At 40.5% G+C, this 18,997-nt stretch carries 17 protein-coding genes; 15 read left to right on the top strand and 2 right to left on the bottom strand.

Translation table 11 applies throughout. The annotated features are described in order from the left end of the window. Positions 1 to 19: 19 nt before the first annotated feature. Both VCHSUH03_RS00715 and VCHSUH03_RS00710 read left to right on the top strand, forming a co-directional pair. Positions 20 to 1,255 (top strand): DUF445 family protein, encoded by a 1,236-nt coding sequence (locus tag VCHSUH03_RS00715; RefSeq protein ID WP_105093696.1) that lies wholly within the window; start codon positions 20 to 22, stop codon positions 1,253 to 1,255. Next, the gene (locus VCHSUH03_RS00710; RefSeq protein WP_105093695.1) at positions 1,252 to 2,565 is read left to right on the top strand and encodes a DUF445 domain-containing protein; all 1,314 of its coding nucleotides are present in this window, start codon (positions 1,252 to 1,254) and stop codon (positions 2,563 to 2,565) included. The genes VCHSUH03_RS00715 and VCHSUH03_RS00710 overlap by 4 nt, the downstream gene beginning before the upstream one ends. Before the next feature lie 123 nt (positions 2,566 to 2,688). On the opposite strand, the gene VCHSUH03_RS00705 is transcribed toward VCHSUH03_RS00710, so the two are convergent. Continuing rightward, positions 2,689 to 4,104, bottom strand: coding sequence for a sensor histidine kinase (locus VCHSUH03_RS00705; RefSeq protein ID WP_167388598.1), 1,416 nt, complete (start codon positions 4,102 to 4,104; stop codon positions 2,689 to 2,691). Beyond that, the gene (locus VCHSUH03_RS00700; RefSeq protein WP_024066445.1) at positions 4,082 to 4,756 is read right to left on the bottom strand and encodes a response regulator transcription factor; all 675 of its coding nucleotides are present in this window, start codon (positions 4,754 to 4,756) and stop codon (positions 4,082 to 4,084) included. Before VCHSUH03_RS00700 ends, VCHSUH03_RS00705 begins: the two co-directional genes overlap by 23 nt. An 886-nt stretch (positions 4,757 to 5,642) precedes the next feature. Between VCHSUH03_RS00700 and VCHSUH03_RS00695 the strand changes: the two genes are divergently transcribed. The 13 genes from VCHSUH03_RS00695 to VCHSUH03_RS00635 all read left to right on the top strand — a co-directional run bounded on the left by VCHSUH03_RS00695 (position 5,643) and on the right by VCHSUH03_RS00635 (position 18,877). Then, the gene (locus VCHSUH03_RS00695; RefSeq protein WP_105093694.1) at positions 5,643 to 7,361 is read left to right on the top strand and encodes an FAD-binding protein; all 1,719 of its coding nucleotides are present in this window, start codon (positions 5,643 to 5,645) and stop codon (positions 7,359 to 7,361) included. A 1-nt stretch (position 7,362) separates the two neighbouring features. Continuing rightward, a complete protein-coding gene (locus VCHSUH03_RS00690) occupies positions 7,363 to 8,325 on the top strand; it encodes a succinate dehydrogenase/fumarate reductase iron-sulfur subunit (protein WP_005385096.1) in 963 nt (320 codons plus the stop codon). Further along, positions 8,325 to 9,200: a CoB--CoM heterodisulfide reductase iron-sulfur subunit B family protein gene (locus VCHSUH03_RS00685; RefSeq protein ID WP_060923769.1), complete on the top strand. Its 876-nt coding sequence runs from the start codon at positions 8,325 to 8,327 to the stop codon at positions 9,198 to 9,200. The genes VCHSUH03_RS00690 and VCHSUH03_RS00685 overlap by 1 nt, the downstream gene beginning before the upstream one ends. 411 nt (positions 9,201 to 9,611) lie before the next feature. Further along, positions 9,612 to 10,358, top strand: a complete 747-nt coding sequence (locus VCHSUH03_RS00680) for a BUD32 family EKC/KEOPS complex subunit (protein ID WP_105093693.1) — start codon at positions 9,612 to 9,614, stop codon at positions 10,356 to 10,358. Positions 10,359 to 10,679: 321 nt separating this feature from the next. Then, entirely contained in the window at positions 10,680 to 10,886 is a 207-nt protein-coding gene (locus VCHSUH03_RS00675; RefSeq protein ID WP_105093692.1) for a DUF1659 domain-containing protein, read from the top strand. Positions 10,887 to 11,138: 252 nt separating this feature from the next. Then, on the top strand, positions 11,139 to 11,360 hold the full coding sequence (locus VCHSUH03_RS00670; protein ID WP_009352278.1) for a DUF2922 domain-containing protein: 222 nt from the start codon (positions 11,139 to 11,141) through the stop codon (positions 11,358 to 11,360). 161 nt (positions 11,361 to 11,521) lie between these two features. After that, positions 11,522 to 12,109 (top strand): DedA family protein, encoded by a 588-nt coding sequence (locus VCHSUH03_RS00665; protein ID WP_105093691.1) that lies wholly within the window; start codon positions 11,522 to 11,524, stop codon positions 12,107 to 12,109. Positions 12,110 to 12,119: 10 nt separating this feature from the next. Further along, the gene (locus tag VCHSUH03_RS00660; protein WP_105093690.1) at positions 12,120 to 13,748 is read left to right on the top strand and encodes an ArnT family glycosyltransferase; all 1,629 of its coding nucleotides are present in this window, start codon (positions 12,120 to 12,122) and stop codon (positions 13,746 to 13,748) included. Between the two features lie 421 nt (positions 13,749 to 14,169). Further along, positions 14,170 to 15,123, top strand: a complete 954-nt coding sequence (locus VCHSUH03_RS00655) for an ABC transporter substrate-binding protein (protein WP_105093689.1) — start codon at positions 14,170 to 14,172, stop codon at positions 15,121 to 15,123. 10 nt (positions 15,124 to 15,133) lie between these two features. Further along, on the top strand, positions 15,134 to 15,886 hold the full coding sequence (locus tag VCHSUH03_RS00650; protein WP_105093688.1) for an ABC transporter permease: 753 nt from the start codon (positions 15,134 to 15,136) through the stop codon (positions 15,884 to 15,886). Positions 15,887 to 15,897: 11 nt separating this feature from the next. Beyond that, on the top strand, positions 15,898 to 16,671 hold the full coding sequence (locus VCHSUH03_RS00645; RefSeq protein ID WP_105093687.1) for an ABC transporter ATP-binding protein: 774 nt from the start codon (positions 15,898 to 15,900) through the stop codon (positions 16,669 to 16,671). Positions 16,672 to 16,925: 254 nt separating this feature from the next. Further along, positions 16,926 to 17,717 carry a uracil-DNA glycosylase gene (locus tag VCHSUH03_RS00640; protein ID WP_105093686.1) on the top strand — a complete coding sequence of 264 codons (792 nt, stop codon included), beginning with the start codon at positions 16,926 to 16,928 and terminating at the stop codon, positions 17,715 to 17,717. An 80-nt stretch (positions 17,718 to 17,797) separates the two neighbouring features. Beyond that, positions 17,798 to 18,877 (top strand): DUF805 domain-containing protein, encoded by a 1,080-nt coding sequence (locus VCHSUH03_RS00635; protein ID WP_105093685.1) that lies wholly within the window; start codon positions 17,798 to 17,800, stop codon positions 18,875 to 18,877. Positions 18,878 to 18,997 lie beyond the last annotated feature (120 nt).

The raw sequence follows: 18,997 nt of genomic DNA, 5'->3' as shown, positions 1-18,997 counted from the left end.
AGTAAGTTAGGATCAAGTGATGATGAAAACTAAACCAGTGGCAACGACACTGTTGGTTGTCATGGCTATTATATTTTTAATTGCATATCCACAAAGACAGGATACGTTCTGGGCGTTTATCATGCACGTATCTGGAGCGGCCATGATTGGTGGCTTGGCGGACTGGTATGCGGTAACGGCACTCTTTACGAAGCCCTTAGGCATTCCTTTTAAGACAGCCATTTTGCCGCGTAGCAAGGAACGGCTCATTCAAATGGGACGTACCATGCTTAGCGAAGAGTTGTTGCGCGTGCCACAGATGTATTATGCCATCAAAAAAGAACGTGTCATGGTCCGTATTATCGAATATGGCATGAGTGATGTAGGACAAGGTCAGATTAAAGAAATCTTGTACGGTGTAGGTAATCAAGTCTTATCCCATATGGATATTGAGCCTATGCGTCAAGAAATCAACAAGGCTGTTTATAAAGGTGTTACGAACTGGAAGGCGACGCCTCTCGTTATCTTGTTTGGCCGCTGCATGTTAGAACGCCAAACAGCAAGTATTTTCTGGCTTTACTTTAACCGTACCTGTCAGCGTGTTATCGCATCGAATCAGGTATATCCTTATTTGTATCGCGTCATGCTAGACATTATGAAAACCTATACGAAGGATTCCTTCTTCCGCGAACTGGCTATTGCCTTTGGTGGGGATGGGCTTTCACCAGAACGATTGGTAGAAACGGTGCAGAAAAAGGCTGTTCAATTCCTCAAGGAAAATGAGTCCATCGATTCTGCGCTAGGTCGCTACGTATGGGGCCAAGCGATTCGTTTCTTCAATAATTTGGAAACTAATGCAGAGTGGCAAGCATTCATCGAAGAACATAAAAATCAATGGATTAAAATGGTTCTTGAAGAATGGGAAGGGAAGCTCATCGATGGCGATACTGTAGATTGGAATCGCCTCATGGACATCGTTATGGACCGCTTTAATGTGCTTGGTACGGAAATCTTGTTAAATCCAGACAAGCAAGCACCGTTTGAACGGTTCTTCTTGCTACGCAGCATTCCGTGGTTACAAAAATTGAACCCTCTCATCGATAAGGTGGTAGAGCAGGAATTATCTCGCTACTCCCCTGATGAGATTACTCAAATTGTGCGTGGTAAAATGTACTACGACCTCCAAATGGTGCGTATTAATGGTTCTCTCGTAGGGGCTGTTCTAGGCGGTATCTTCTACGGCTTGACCATTTTCGTAGAGGGGGTGCTCAAATGATTCAGTATTTGAAATCCCTCACCTTGCGGCAGCGCGCAAACGGTATTCTTGGGTTAACCGCCCTATTGTACTGTTTTGCTTTCGTAGGTCAATTTTTCTTTGGTTCTGAAAGCTGGTACCAACCCCTCTATTGGGCTGTGCAGTCTGCCCTTATCGGCAGTGTGGCGGACTGGTTTGCCGTAACAGCTTTATTCCGTAAGCCCCTAGGATTCCCGTATCATACAGCGTTAATACCTCGTAATAAGGAGCGCCTCATCAACGGTGTTATTAAGCTGGTTGAGACAAAGATGCTTACCAAGGATCGTTGCAAGGTATTGTTGAATAATGTGCAATTTGTACCGTTGTTTGAGAAATTTTTGCTATCTCCAGAAGGACAACGGGCAGCGCGCCTTGTTATCCATCAAGGTTTGCATTTGTTATGGAAGTCTCAAACGAGCGAGGAATGGGCACAGTGGGGGGCAAAACGCATTCGCGGTCTGCTAGAAAAACATTCCCTTGTACCTGTGTTGAAGCACGTTTTGCTCGACTTATGTGAACATAATCGCTACGAAGGCATGGTTGTACAGGTATTGAATGTAGTTCAAGAACGTATCAACCATCCTGCTATGGTGACATGGCTTACAGCGGTTGTGGCAGAAGAGGCTCATAAGAAAAAGAGAAAAGGTTTCTGGTCTGATTTCCTCATCTCCATGTCTGAAGCGACTGATGTGGTGAACTACCATGAGTTAGCACAGGCTATCGTTCAAGAGGCTTATGCTATGCTGGAAAACTGGAAGCGACCAAATAGTCCTGAACGGACTGCATGGCTTCGCCAATGGGTAGATCCAATTCGCCATATAGAAGAAAACCGCGAGGTTTGTGATGCTCTCGATGAAGCGTGGGAACGTTGGATTCGTGAACAAGACTGGGAATCTGTTATTGAAAACCATTTATGCCCGTATGTAGAAGAACTATTGCTTGTAGGGGATGAAAATGGGGAAACACCAGCTCAAGTGTTAGTTAATATCGCCCTTGAATTGTGGACCGTATACGGTCAATCTGAAGACCTTAGAAACCGTATTGAAGTTACATTACACGATATAGGGATCTATGTCCTTGAACAAGGCTACGACCTCATTGAAACCATCATACGCCAAGTGCTCGGCGGCCTTAGCACAGAGAAGTTTATTTACTTCATCGAATCTAAGGTTGAGGATGACCTCAGCTGGATTCGTATCAATGGTGCCATCGTTGGTGCTGTAGCGGGTCTTGTTGTATGGACCTTCCTAGAATACGTTTATATGCCGCTATGGCAACAATTCATAGGCTAAACAATTCAAGATTAAATACTATAAACGCTACATAATACAAAAACGCCACATAATACAAAAAAACGCTAGCAACGAGACGATGTCTCTGTGCTAGCGTTTTGTTATATGTATGTAAGCTTTAGCTTATTCTTCAATTCTATTGTATGGCAATCGAACTGTAAATGTAGTTCTTACTTGTGGCTCACTAGCGGCTGTTACTGTGCCGTGGTGCAAGTTAATAACTTTATTTACAAAGTACAGGCCAAGGCCGATACCGTGGTTGGATTTCTTGTTCCGAGATTGCTCTGTTTGATACATTCGATCCCAAATATGCTCGAGGTTTTCCGGCTCGATACCGATGCCGTTATCTGTTACCGTGATAATCAGTTCACCACCTGCAAGCTTAGCTGAAATGTCTATAGTGGAGTTCGTAAACTTGATAGCATTATCTACTAAGTTTGTAATAGCTCGACGCAAGGATACTTCATGAGCTGTCATACGTAGATTTGGCTCAATGTGAGATGTTATGGTGATTTGCTTTTCTGTATTTTCTGCACAGAGCCGTGTATAGTCATGTACCATGTTCGTTAACATCAACGACACATCTACAGGCGATAAGTTAAGGTCATGTGCATTTTCAAGGCGTGCTACATCGAGCAGTTGGCTTACGAGATTTGTCATAAACTTAGCTTGTTCTAAGATATGTGTCAAACCTTCCCGCAAATCGTCTTCGGTGCGTCCGTATTTTAAAGCAAATTCACTTTCTGCTTTAATAACCGCAATAGGTGTACGCAACTCGTGAGAAACGTCAGAACTAAACTGTCTTTCACGGTTTGAAGAATCTTCAAGACCTGAAATCATGCGATTAAATGTAGTAGTTAGTTCATAGATCTCATCCTTCGCAGTGCGCGGAGGAATGTCGATACGGCGGCTCAAGTCATTGTTCTTACCGATAACTTTAGCTGTTTTGGTCAAGGTTCGGACTGGTTTCAGTCCTTTCTTGATAAATAGATAACCACCTAGTGAGGAAATCAGCAAGAATATGATATTTCCTAATAGTAAGCTGTATAAAAGGTTTTCGGTCTTTTTAGACGCTGTTTTTACCTTTGTAACGGCACGCAAAATACCACGATAATTCGGTTCGTTAACCGGCGTATCGTAGTAGTAGAAGGTGTCATCACCAACAGCGGTTTCTCCAACCTGTCCCAAGGAAAGGACTGTTTGATTAGGGAAACCATCCGGTAAGGCGCCTTTAATAATATAGCCGTCCTGGGTTGATACAAAGAAGAATGTGTTATCTTGGTACGGCTTAAATTTGCGGATATCCGTAGCCATGATCATTGCTTGCTGCTGTAAGCGCTCGCGAACTTCTTTGTTGTCGGATTCGTGCGTATATGCATAAATCCATGCGGATGCAACCATCAAAATGATAAGCAAGAAGATGGTATACCAAGACATGATTTTAAAAGTTAGGGGCAGCCGATTAAATAAATCGGTAGCTGCCCCAGACATGGTGTCTAGATCTCGGTGAGGATCATTAGTTTTCTGTTTTGAGGACATACCCTACTCCACGAACTGTTTGAATGAGTTTTACATTCTCGTCAGTATCGATCTTTTTACGTAAATCTTTGATGTATACATCGATAAGATTAGAGTAGCTTTCATAATCGTATTCCCAAACGTGATCAAGAATTTGTTGACGGGATAATACGATGTTTTCGTTACTTGCTAAATAGTATAAGAGGTCGAATTCTTTTGCAGTCAATGTGATTGTTTCGCCATCCCGTTTAACAGTACGTTGAGGCACATTGATAGTAAGAGGACCAACATGGATATCATTTTGTGCATGACGTGCGTTACGGCGAGCCAATGCATAGATACGAGCAGTTAACTCTTCAAGATCAAATGGTTTTACAAGGTAATCATCAGCACCTGTGTTGAGACCTGTAACTTTATCTTGTAAGGAATCTTTTGCAGTTAAAAGCAATACAGGTGTTGTATTGCCATCGTTACGCATTTGAGCAAGAGCACTAATACCATCGAGGATCGGCATCATGATATCCATAACGATAACGTCATAGCTGGATGTGTTTACATAATCAATCGCTTGTTGACCGTTAAAGCATGTATCAACCGTCATATTCTCTGCACGTAAATATTTGGCCGTAATGCCATTCAGCATTTCTTCGTCTTCTACAAGTAAAATTTTCATTCTCTGTTCTCCTTATGTATGAGTTAAAAATATAGCTCTCCAACTACATTAATATAGTCATTATATATATAAGCTTTCTTTTTTTGTGAAAGCCACAACACCATATAAGGGTGACTATATATATAATATTATATAACTTATTTATCTATTATCATACCTTATACAACAGGAATGAGCAAAAGATGAATGTATATGCGAGTTTATAAGCGCCTTCTTCATGTTTTTAAAGCCAAAAGACGGGAAAAACTTGAAACTTAATGAATTCTGCTAATGAATGAAGATGAACTATATCGAAGATTGCCGTATGCGCATAGATAGACCTGATTTTACCAATTTTGGCGAGTGTGAAAGAAATCACTAGAAAAACTTGTGATAATAATTATCAGAGAGATAAATACCAATGATAGTCGTAGAAATTTAATGATTTTAGATGGTTAAAATCGAGGTAGTTTTGGTAGGAATTTAACGGATATTAATTATTATGAATGATTTCGATATTGAATAAACACAGTATTTATAGGGCTAGTTGATGTATTGTAAGAAATAAAAATATACAAAAATTTCGGAACCGAATTACTTTCGTAATATCCTTAACTTCTTGTATGAAATATTCATAAATCTATTTTAAATGTTCATAAGTAAACAAGAAAAACAATAAGTGAAATAAATTATCAATTAGATTAATCGAAATTAATTATGCATAATAGGGTTTAGACATCATACAAAATGCTCTCTATAATTATAGGTAAAGAAATAAGAAGAATCGCATAAGTATGAGGTTTTTCTTGAAAGAAAAATGATTAGGTTATCAAAAATTTTTATAAGTTTTTGAAATGAGATAGTCTAACAAGTTTTCTTATTAATAGGTAGTTATGAGGAGGTCATTATGGAACAGTTTGATGTTCTAGTAGTAGGTAGCGGTGGCGCTGGTCAACGTGCGGCTCTTGAAGTAGGTCGTCGCAAAGGCTTAAATGTAGCACTTATTACTAAAATTTTCCCAACTCGCTCTGCAACAGCAATGGCGCAAGGCGGTGTTAATGCATGTTTGAACAACGTAGCAGCTGAAGATACAATCGAAACTCATACTTTCGATACAGTAAAAGGTTCTGACTATCTTGGTGACCAAGATGCAATCGAATTCTTCTGCTCCCGTTGTCCAGAAGGCGTACTTGAAATGGACCACATGGGTGCTCCATTCTCCCGTACAGAACAAAACAAAATTGCGCAACGTAACTTTGGTGGTCAATCTTATCCACGTACTTGCTACTCTGCGGATAAAACTGGTCATGTTATCTTGCACACAACTTATGAACAATGCTTGAAAGAAGGCGTACACTTCTTACAAGAATGGTACCTTTTAGATCTTGTTAAATCTGCAGAAGGTCATGTTGGTGGCGCTGTAGTTTGGAACATGAAAGAAGGTCGTGTAGAACAAATTAAAGCGAAAGCTGTTATCTTGTCTACTGGTGGTGCAGGTCGTATTTTCTGGACTCGTACTACAAACCCATTCCTTTCCACAGGCGATGGTATGGCAGCAGCATTCCGCGCTGGTAATGCATTGAAAGATATGGAAATGATCCAATTCCATCCAACTGGTCTTGGTCGTACTGGTATCTTGATGTCTGAAGCGGTTCGTGGTGAAGGTGGTTACCTTCTTAATGCTGAAGGCGAACGTTTCATGAAAAAATATGCGCCTAACAAAATGGAATTAGCATCCCGTGACGTTGTAGCGAAAGCAATCGAAGATGAAATCGCTGCAGGTCGTGGTTTCGGTTCTGGTCTAAATGCATACGTAGTAGCTGACCTTCGTCACTTAGGTCCTGAAGTTATCATCGAAAAACTTCATGGTATCCGTGACTTGGCTATGACTTTCGAACATTGCGATCCATTAGTACAACCAGTACCTATTCGTCCTACATGTCACTATACAATGGGCGGTATCGACGTAGTAGATTACAAAACTTGTGCATGTGAATTGCCTGGTTTGTTCTCCTCCGGCGAAGCATCTTGTATCTCCATCCACGGTGCTAACCGTTTGGGTGGTAACTCCTTGGCAGATGGCGTAGTATTCGGTAAAGTATCCGGTGCTGGCGCAGCTGACTATGCTGAAACACATGAACAACCTAATGTAGATGCAGAATTAGCTGCAGCTGCTAAAGCTTGGGAAGCTAAATTCACTGAAGTAACAACTCGTGAAGGCGGCCGTCCAGTAGTTGAAATCCGCGATGCATTGGCTGATGCAATGTGGAACAAAGTAGGTATCTTCCGTAATGAAGATGGTATTACTGAAGCATTAAAAGAAATCGACCAATTGATGGAAGATTACAAAACTTGTTATGTAGGTGACCCTGAACGTACTTACAACATGGCATTCGTAAACTATTGTGAAATCGGTTCCATGTTAACAGTAGCAAAAGCTATTGCTATGGGCGCTTTACACCGTCGTGAATCTCGTGGTGCTCATATCCGTGAAGACCATCCAAAACGTAATGATGAAAGATACTTAAAACACTCTTTGATCAAATTGGGTGCTAACGGCGAGTACGAATTGACTGAACGCGACGTAGTGTTCACTAAATACGAACCACAAGAAAGGAAGTACTAAGATGAGACAAATCACCTACCATATTCACCGTTACCAACAAGGTCGCGCGTTTGTACAGACTTTCAAATTCGACTATGAAGCTGACCGTACAATTCTTTGGGGCCTTCAAAAAATTAAAGATACTCAAGATCCAACATTAACATTCTTGGCAGCTTGCCGTTCCGCAGTTTGTGGCGCTTGCTCCATTCGCGTAAATGGCGAAGCAATGCTTGGTTGCGAAGCTAAAATCGACGAATTAACAGAACGTTATGGTACTGATGAATTGACAATTGCACCTATCGGCAACTTCCGCGTTATCCGTGACTTAGTTGTTGACTGGGAAGCAAAAGTTGATCGTTTGAAAACAGTTGCTCCTTGGATCTTCCTTAAAGCAGAATTTAACGAAGGTGACAAAATCGTTCGCCAAACTCCAGCTGACTTCAAAAAATTCGTTGCTGGTACAGAATGTATCCTTTGTGGTTGCTGCGCATCTGAATGTAACAAATTGACTGCACGTCAAGATGACTTCTTAGAACCATATGTATTCACAAAAGCTAACCGTTTCGTATTGGATAGCCGTGATGATGCACCTATGGCTCACATTCAACCTGCATTCGACAACGGTCTTTGGAAATGCGTTCACTGCATGAACTGTATCTCCCGTTGTCCTAAACACTTAAAACCTGCTCAAGATATTTCCAACTTGCGTAAAGAGGCTACAAAAGCTGGTCTTACTAACAGCAAAGGCGTTCGCCATGCAGTTGCTTTCAAAGACGATCTCTACAAAACTGGTCGCTTGAAAGAAGTTTCTATGAGCTTGAAATCTGATGGTGTTGTTGATTCCGCTAAACAAGCATTCTATGCTTTACGTTTGTGGAAACACAGCAAAATCAATCCATTCGAACTTGTAGTACCTCAAAAACCTGTAAATGGTATTGATGGTGTTCGCAGACTTATGAAAGCAGCTGAGGAGGTAAGCAAATAATGAAATACGCATTTTTCCCAGGTTGCGTTCTTGAAAGCGCTGCCAAAGAAGACTACTTAGCAACAGTTGCTGTAGCTAAAAAATTAGGCATCGAGTTGGAAGAGCTTGACGGCTGGACTTGCTGCGGCGCGTCCCACGTTCAAGACATCGCTCCAGAAATTACACTTGCTACAAATGCTCGTAACATTGCATTGGCAGAAGAAAAAGGTTTGAATCTTTTAACTGTATGTAACACTTGTACTTTGATGCTTCGTGAAGCTAAAAACGAGCTTGATAAAAACGAAAAAGAAAAGAACGAAGTTAACAAAAAATTAGCTCAAATCGGTAAACAATACCGTGGTACAACTGATATCACTCATTTCTTATGGGTATTGATCCGCGATTACGGTTTGGACAAATTGAAAGCTAAAGTTGTTAAACCTTTAACTGGTTTACGTGTAGCTGAATACTATGGTTGCCATATTCTTCGTCCTCAAACTGAATTGGGCTTCGAAGATTATCAAATGCCTACATCCTTAGCAGATTTGATTTCTGCTATCGGTGCTACACCAATCGACTTCTCCCGTAAACTTGATTGCTGCGGTTTCCATGCTGTATACCCTGCACATGATTCCGTAATGCAAATGACTGGCTCCATCAACAAAGATGCAGCTACTGAAGGCGCAGATTGCGTAGTAACTCCTTGCCCACTTTGCCAAATGCAACTTGATATGTTCCAAAAAGAAGCAAAAGAAGTTGTTGGCGGTGGCAAAGATATGCCAATCTTGCACATGTCCCAATTAGTGGGTCTTGCTCTTGGCATTTCCCCTGAAGAAATGGGCATGCCTAAACGTCACTTAACTGATACTGCAGCAGTGACTAAATTCGTTGGTTAATTCGTTTGATTTAGACATGACCTCAGTTGGTCCTTGTATTGTCTTAAATCTAAACCTATTATCATAATTACCAGAAGAACCCCCTAGCTTAGGCTAGGGGGTTTTTCTTTTGTGGGTTAAAACCAAGGTGGGTTATTTGAGATTAACATGAAGAGTTTGCCGATAATACAGTGTTTATCTGTGTTGGTGAAGTGAATTCTCTTTGATATGAGATGATAATTGTAGTATAATAAATACATTAATTGTATACACTTAAATGAGTAATAGCTACTATGTTGTTACTCATAAATTATTTAATACTATATATTCCGAGGAATATAACAATACGAGGGTAAATTGTTATATTAGATTTTTTGAAATATATGGCTGAGGGGCACTAGTGTTGTAGGTGTCATACATAGGGAGGCTATAATGAATGATATGTTATTAGAATATATTGATCGCATAATCGATGAAGAGAAAGACCATCGTGTTTTTCCTGTAGAGTTTAATGATAAAACCTATTATGTAAAACAAGATATCAGTAATAATCGCTCTAGTTGGATTAAACCAGCTCCTAGAGCTTCTTTTGATTATGAGTTTTATAAAATTTCCTTCGTAAATACTCAGTTGCCTGTAGCACCAGTGATTGCTGGTTTTAGAGAGCATTATTTCGTTACAGAAGGGTCTGGTAAAACATTAACTTATTATAGTGAATTGCCAGCGCAACATCCTGATGATGATAGCTTACAAGATATGGTTACTCATATCTTCTATAGTTTTGGTAAAACATTGGGACAACTTCATGACTATGGTTTGTCCCATGGCCGTCCTGCCATGCGAGATATCACCTATGATCCAGATACTGATAAGGTTACTTTATTAGATTGGGAAAATGGTCGTCGTTGGCCTGAATTTACACCACAAGGTTGGGATTTACTCATCTTTGTGCATAGCTATTTGCGTGAAGATAATCTACCGATTTCTTACCTATACGCTATGATGAATGGCTATAGTTCGGCTCGTACGGCGCGCGATACGGTGTTACATGTAAAAGAAATTTTACGTAAACATGAATATCTCTTTAAATTCTGTCGCTTATTAAACCCGCTACACTTTGTAGATACTGAAGCAGCTGTAAAAGCACATGACTTTATGCTAGCCTTGAAAACTGAATAGTATTTATCTATTGAGCACAGACCTTAATAATGGTTTATGGTACTTTATAGATTTTCATTGCCCTTTATGGGCTTATGTAGACCTTTACAGTTGTTAGTTATATTTGTATAGCTAATGATTTGTAAGGGTCTTTTTCTGTATTTATGACATGTTTATAGCGTGTATACTTCTGTATTGTTTGTTAGATTTATATAAATACTGTAAGAAGTATAGATTTAAAGTTGTTGTTCTCTGACTTTCACAATGATTACCTTAATTACTCTAGCGGGGGTTGTCGAGAGGGACCCTCAGGAATATAAGAGGGTGAAAGGAGGTGATACGATGGCTAACATTAAACGCACTAAATTGGTGTTGCGTTTTAACATCGGCACCGAAGATGCGCCGAAGTACAAAGACGTAACCTATACACGTGTTGCAGAAGAAGCGTCCGACGATAATATAAAAACCGTTGGTAATGCGCTGGCAGCCTTGTATGACCACAGCTTGTCCGACGTGGTCCGCGTCAATGAAGTATCCTTAGGACATTAATTGAATCTTATCTATTCGTTTTTTTAGTGATCCAAACACATTCTTATTGCTAGTTTTTATATCCTCCCATAGTCGTAACAGGATATAGAGATTGCAAACCCTCACATTCCCATCCTTATTGATATGAATTATAGATAGATATATTTAATCTAATTGTAATTTGTGTAATTACAGAATTGCAGAGTTACAGAAATCATCCTATTCTATCTAAATTCGAGAACTTGTTTATGAAACGTGAAAGGAGGCGCCCACATGGCGGAAAAACGCGTTGTATATCTTACATTTTCTACGGTCGGTGGTAAAAGCACATCAGTCACAATTAGTGCTCCTCGTGCTGGAATTACTTTACAAGATGCTAAAACAGCGGCTAACGCGCTAGTAGCTAACAAAGTAATCCTTGGTTCTGGTGATGCAGAACTTGCCGCATTTACTACGGCTCGTGAAGTAACAACTCAAACTACTGAATTGCAATAATCGTATACAGTTAAATGGTAAAAAGGCTTTCACCTGTGGTGAGGGCCTTTTTATTATGGTAAAATATAAGATATACCGAATAGGTATGGTAATGATGAAAATACTATGCCCAAAAATTTGTGCATAATGGACCCGGATGGTGATTAAAAAGGGGTAAAACAGTGGAATATATCATTTCATTTATGGAAACGTATGGCTATGGAGCCATGTTTATTGCAATGGTTTTGGAAAATGCTAACATTCCTATTCCTAGTGAAATCGTCTTAGGTTTTGCTGGATATCTGATTGCTCAGGGCATATTTGATTTACATACGACTATGGTTGTAGGTATTTTAGCAGGGATTGTAGGCTCTATCTTATCCTACTGGATGGGTGAGCATGGTGGACGTCCACTTCTTTTGAAATACGGCAAATACATATTCTTTAATGAACATAAATTTGAACTCGCTGAAAAGTTGTTTAATAAGTATGGTGGTGCCGCGGTGTTCTTTGGCCGTTTGTTGCCAGGTGTTCGTACATTTATTTCTTTCCCAGCTGGCATGGCGCGTTATCCTATGTGGCATTTTGTTATTTGGACTGTACTAGGCACGATTCCTTGGACAATCCTTCTTGTTTACTTGGGTAAAGTTCTCGGTGAAAACTGGAAAGATTTAATCCAATATAATCATGAGTTCTTGGTTATTATGATTGTTGTATTCGTTATTATAGCGGCTGTATTGGGCTTTAAATACTATCGCAATCGCCGATAAGGAGGCCCTTATGAAACTTTCACGATTAACGCCAGTCGTATTTATTGTATGGCTTGTTTTTTATCTATTTGGCAATAATATGTTGCCTGTTACGGATCCTGTGGAATCTAACTATGCGTTAACTGCTAAGGAAATGGTTCTCTCCGGAGATTGGTTGTCACCTCAAATTTACGGCACCTATTGGTACGATAAACCAATTATGATTTATTGGCTCATTGCCCTTGGATTTAAAATCTTTGGTATTGCCGATTGGGTGGTTCGTTTACCCAGTGCTATCTTTGGCGCTTTATCTGTAGCGACTATGTATCAATCGACGCGTACTATGAGCGGCAAGTGGGCCCTCGGCTTAATTGCGGCCGGTGTTCTTGGTACATCCCTCATGTTCTGGACCGTAGCTCATGGCGTTATTACGGACATGGTGCTACTTTATACGACGATCATGGTCATGATTTATTCCTATAAGGGGATGGTGGAACAGAAACCACATGCTATGATTGTGGCCTATATCTTTGCAGCCCTCGGGGTGCTCACAAAGGGGCCTGTAGCACTCGTTTTGCCTGGTATGATTTTACTCGTTTTTGCTGGGATCAATCGTTCTTGGTCGATGGTGAAAGCTATCTTTGATTGGCGTGGTATCCTTGCCTTTTGTGTAGTCTGCTTGCCGTGGTATGTGTATATGTACAGCGTTCACGGTCAAGATTTTATCAATGGCTTCTTAGGGCTTCACAATGTAACACGGGCCACACAATCTGAACATCCTGAAGATAATGTGTGGTGGTATTATATCGCAATCTTCCTAGGTGCTTCTTTGCCGTGGACTGGTGCTGTTATTTACGGTATGATTGATGGTTTTAAACAGCGTCATACAGCCTTTATCTATAACATGACTTGGGGTGTTGGGGTCGTTTTGTTCTACACCTTAATGGCTACAAAATATCCTTTATATACATTCGTGAGCTTAGTTCCCTTTAGTGCTATCGGCGCTATGGGCGTTATGAAGATTATACGTAAAGGTAAATCTAGAGCTGTTAAATGGGTCATTATGGGACCTACCTTACTCTTATGGATTGCTTATGTAGCGGGATCATTCTTCGCTCCATGGGGCTTCTATTTCTTGCTCTATGTTGTGGTGGCTGTAGCCGTACTCCTTTTATTCCATGCATGGTATACGAAAAAAGGGTATCGCCTTGTTAGTATTATTGTCCTAGGTACTATGGTTATTTCCTCTATCGTTGTGGTGGAAGGGTTAGAACCATTTGTTAAACAGCGGAGTAATATAGAAGTAGTGCCGGTAGTAGACTCTTATGATGGCGATATCTATTACTATAACGGTTACAGTACAGCTGCTGTATACTATACAGGTCATAAGATTATTAAAATCAACGGTGATGAAAGTCGCTGGGATGATCGAGATAAAATTAAAAAACGCAGTGCCGAGTGGTCAAAGAAATATCTTATGGAACAAGTTAACGAAGAGGAATTTAACAAGATAATCGCCTCTGGTAAACCTCTAATGCTCATCGTTCCAAAAGGTGAAATCAAGCACTTCCGTCAGTCTACTATCTACCCAAATGTATCTGAGTCTAGCGAAGCTGGTACAGCAGAAGTATATATACTAAATAAAAAGACACTGTTTTAAGTGAATCTTCACATACAATCTAACAATAAGTGAAAATATTAAAGCTAGTAGCAGGTAGTATCCAATGGATACTACCTGCTTTTTTGTTTAGTGATAGAGTTCTTGTTTATAGTATTGCTAAAGTTGGAGTGCTAAATCGTTTTGTAGATATAGTAGTTCATATCTTTAGACTACTATACTTAGACTACTATATTTATTTGGATTTATTTGGTCTATATTGATACATTTCGTACCTAAATAATAATACCTACAATATTACTGTGTTTTATTGACATAATTAATACATATTGATATAGTAGGGTATAAATAAGTTTAGAAGACAAGGTGTTCTAGAACCAGACTTCATCTAGGTTTTAGAAAAGTGTGAAAAATGACATGTGTCAAAAACGCCCCTTGTTGTGAGGTAGAAAGAGGGGAAGTTATGAAGAAGACCTGGTATCTAATCATCGGAGTGGTTCTCTTGGTTATTGGCTGCATAGCCTATGGTTATCATGAACACCATAAACCAAAGACGGCTCAAGAATTAAAGACTGTACGCGTAGCCTATTTACCAATTACCCATGCATTGCCGGTATTCGCTACAAAAGAATTAGAAACAGCAGATGGTCCTGTTCATGTAGAGCTTGTTAAGTATGGATCTTGGCCAGAGCTCATGGATGCATTAAATACAGGCAAGGTAGATGCTGCATCGGTACTCGTTGAACTAGGTGTAAAGGCTCGTGAACAAGGCATTGATGTTCGTGCTGCTGCACTTGGTCATACAGAGGGTAATATTATCATCGTAAATAAGGATATTAACTCCGTTCAAGACTTAAAAGGCAAATCCTTTGCTATCCCTCATAAACAATCAACTCAAAAAGTTCTCGTGGATTGCATGCTTGAACAAGCGGGTCTTTCTGAAAAAGATGTACAAATCGTAGAAATGAGCCCTCCAGAAATGCCTTCTGCCCTATCTGTAGGCCAAATTGCAGGCTATAGCGTAGCTGAGCCATTTGGATCTCTTGCATTAGAGATGGGAAATGGCAAAGTTTTTGAAGATCCTGACCACTTATGGCATGACAATATTTGCTGTGCCCTCGTGTTTAATGGTCAATTCGTCGACGAACATCACGACTTGGCAAAAGCTTTTACCAAGGCCTATCTTGATGCCGGTAAATACCTAGATGAGCATCCAGAAGCACAAAAAGAGATTTCCTTAAAATATATGAAGTTTAAGGATCCGGTTATCGAGCGCTCTTTACAAGTGATTGGGTTTAGAGATTTAGCCCTTACAGAGGACCGTTATAACGCACTCGTCCATCATATGACGCATATTGATTTGATTAAAAAAGTGCCGAGTTATTCAGAGTTTGTAGATACATCGTTGTTACCATAGGAGGGGGACCATGAAGAAATATACATATGTGCCGGGCTCATTTATCGCAGCTTGGTTGATTTGGGAGTTAATCGTTCGTCTGGGCGGTTTTAACGAAGCCTTGTTTCCAACGCCATATAAGGTATTGCTCGGCTTTGGAGAACTCATCGGAGACGGTGTTCTCTTTAAGGATATTGCAGACAGTTTAGTACGCTTCTTCATTGGTTACATCATTTCCGTTGTAGCCGGCGTATTCTTCGGCCTTATCTTGGGGTGGTATAAGGGGATTTGGAACTACATCAATCCAATCGTTCAAGTCATTCGACCAATTTCTCCTGTAGCATGGTTGCCGTTTATCGTTCTCTTCTTCGGTATCGGTCAAGCGCCGGCTATCGTTATCATCTTTATCGCAGCATTCTTCCCTGTATTATTGTCCACCGTGTCTGCTATTCAAAATATTGACCCTGTGTACATCAAGGTAGCGCGCAACTTTGGTATTAGACAACCAGAATTGTTATTTAAAATCGTGTTGCCTGCCGTATTCCCTGGCATTGCATCGGGTCTTCACATCGCCCTTGGTACAGCGTGGATCTTCCTTGTAACAGGCGAAATGGTAGGCTCTCAAACGGGCCTTGGCTTCCTCATTATCGATATGAGAAATAACTTGCGCAACGATCTTCTAATGGTAGCCATTTTAACCATCGGTTTCGTTGGGCTTTTACTCGATTGGGGCGTATCCCTCATCGAAAAATGGATTTACAAACGTTGGGGTATTGAGAAATAGGAGGTGGCCTCATGGGTTACATTTCGGTGCGCAATGCACACAAGGAATTTATGAAAGATGGGGAACCACTCACCATTCTTGAAGATATTAATTTAGACATTGAAAAGGGCGAGTTTATTTGCCTCTTAGGCCCTTCTGGTTCTGGTAAAAGTACGCTATTAAATGCTATAGCTGGCTTTGAGCTCGTTACATCTGGCTCCATTACTATCGATGGTGAAGAGGTGAAAGCGCCTCAACTCAGATATGTAACGGTATTCCAAAATTATGGTCTCTTGCCGTGGCGTACAGTGGAAAGCAATATCGAGCTAGGCCTTGAAAGTAAAAAGGTGCCTAAAGAAGAGCGCCCTGCGATTATCGACAAATACGTTAAAATGGTAGGCCTCGATCACGCTCGTAATCGCTATCCTGCAGAACTATCTGGGGGCATGCAACAGCGTGTATCCATTGCTCGTGCACTAGCGGTTGATCCAGATATTATCTTTATGGATGAACCACTAGGTGCCCTTGATGCGTTGACACGTATCAACTTGCAAGACGAAATCTCTCGCATCTGCCGTGAAGAAGGTAAAACAGTTGTATTCGTTACTCACGACATTGAAGAAGCCGTAGTCCTTGCGGACCGCGTTGTAGTCCTAGCGGCAAACCCAGGTTGTGTACAAACTATTATCCCTGTAAATATCATAGATAGAACAGACCGTACATCGCCAAACTTTGTTAATATTCGGAACCACATCTTCGAACAATTCCAACTCGCAAAAGAAGACAAAATCGAGTTCTATATTTAGGTATATACACCTTAACGAAACACCCAAGGAGTTTTTTACACTCTTGGGTGTTTTATAATAGACAAAACTCTAAAATAATGTATACTATAAGTAGCTAAAAGAGTAAGGAGTTCCATTAGTGTACACCTTAAAAGAACCACCCAAGTATTTCGACGTCCTTGGGTGGTTTTTATATTTCTTATGCAATTCGTGTAATTATCATGTATAGTAGATATATATCGGTAATAACCTATGAAATTTAAATTGGAGGCTGTATGTCTTTATTTGAGTTAGAGAAGACCTTGTCTTTTGATGAATATATAGCAACTTTTGAGGCGGAGAGAGTAGCAAAGGTACGTAGTTTTGCAGATTGGCTCGCCCAGTATTCTGGTAACCTTGTCCATAATCCTTGGGGTGAGGTAAATCCTGATTTAGAGATCGTTACAAATGGCTTTGATGCGGCACAGGTGCGCCGAGATAATTTAGTAGCTTATTTATTGCCGCGCTTAGGTCGAGCTAAGGTCTTTGTAGTGGCAGAGGCTGTAGGCTATCAAGGGGGACGCTTCACAGGTATTGCCATTACTTGTGAAAGAATGCTACTAGATAAGCACAAAACCATTCGTGCGAAGGATATCACGACTATTCAGTTGGAACGTACTAGTTCACCTACTAGCGCTTTGTTAAAAGGAACACAGCAAAAGGATGGTTTTAATGAACCTACTGATACAGTGGTGTGGAGTGCTATTGTTGAAAAGGGTATCGATCCTTATGATACATTGTTGTGGAACATATTCCCCTTCCATCCACATAAGGATGGCAACCCATTGACGAACCGTACACCTACAGATAGAGAACAACAAGTAGGTTGGGAATATACAAAACGCTTGTTAGATTTACATATAGAATTAGGCGGTGCAGATCCTCTTGTGCTCGCCGTAGGACAAAAGTCTGCTGATACGATGGGCAAATTTGGTCTGTCTGCCATTGGCTTGCGCCATCCAGCAAACGGTGGAGCTAATCTATATCGCCAAGGATTTGCTGAGGCGGTAGATACCTATTTAAAATAATAGGTGATTGAGATTATTAAAATAATAAATAATTGAGATAGTTAAAATAATAAAAGATTGAGAGTGTTGGAGAGAAGTTTATGAAACGTTATTGTGATGCTTGCCGTCATTATTGTGATGAGGCGGCTATGTTTTGCCCTACCTGTGGGCAGTATACAGTAGCAACAGAGGTGGAGCGTATCGCACCAGAAGGCGATGTAATCTATCCTTTCGCCCATTACCAAATGAGTTATAAGGATACATTCCTCTATGTAATGGGGAAAAAGTTCATGGATACGGATGGACGCGCCTCTCGTAGAGAGTTTTTCCAGTTTCTATTGTTGTGGCATATTGCTATTGTCGGCTTGCTAGCAGTATTTTATGGCTTAACAGCCATATTCCAAACAGGGCCCTATCTAATCGGGTTGGCAGGTCTTATCGTTGCCATACTCAGTTTAGTTTCCTTGATGCCTTTGGCTGCGTTATCTGTACGACGCCTCCATGATACAGGTAAAAGCAGCGCTACCTTGTTGTTGTTTTTTATTCCTTTTGTAGGGCCTTTGATCTTATTTGGTTTGTTATGTGTAAAAGGACAGCCACAGGATAATCAATATGGCAGCGCATTGCAACATATCGTCATAGATAAGCGCTTGGCATCTATTATGAAGGTATCTCCTACGAGTAGTGCTTTAACTACGCGTGTTCTGGTGGGATTACTTGTTATAGTAATCTGTGTGTTTGGCGCATCTTTACGTGCGATGGGGCCAGCTAATGAGGTATTCCCTGACGGATGGTTTACAAACTCTATCGTTGGTGAAGGCAGTGCGGAAGCAGCGCGAGCTTCTGTACAGAATTATTTTGATGCCCTGAATAACAAGGACTATGACAAGGCTTTCACCTATATTATTAGCCAAGCTAGTACAAATCCAGTGGAGAAGCAAAAATGGCTAGAGTCCATGAAACAGGCACCAAAGGTGGATGTAGTATCCCTAGGTATTACACGGGTGAGTCGCACAGGAGATTTGAAGCGCATTGTCTTTGATGCAAACCTACAAACCACAAAGGTTGGCGCCGGTGTTGTAGAATCAACGCCGATGAAGCGTTATATTTCTGTCATTGAAGAGAATGGTGCGTGGCGTATCGAAGGGTTTTACAAAACTATGCCAGATGATGATAAATAGAATATGATATATCTAAATAGCGTTAACATGGGGGCTACCCTCTTTTGTTAACGCTATTTTTATGTTACAATAGACATAACGTATGAAAGCGAGGCTTTCATCAAAATCGATCGGATTATA

The sequence above is a fragment of the Veillonella infantium genome (assembly GCF_002959895.1).
Taxonomy (GTDB): domain Bacteria; phylum Bacillota; class Negativicutes; order Veillonellales; family Veillonellaceae; genus Veillonella; species Veillonella infantium.
The sequence above is the reverse complement of the archived record's forward strand: the minus strand, read 5'-3'. Positions and strand labels throughout refer to the sequence as shown.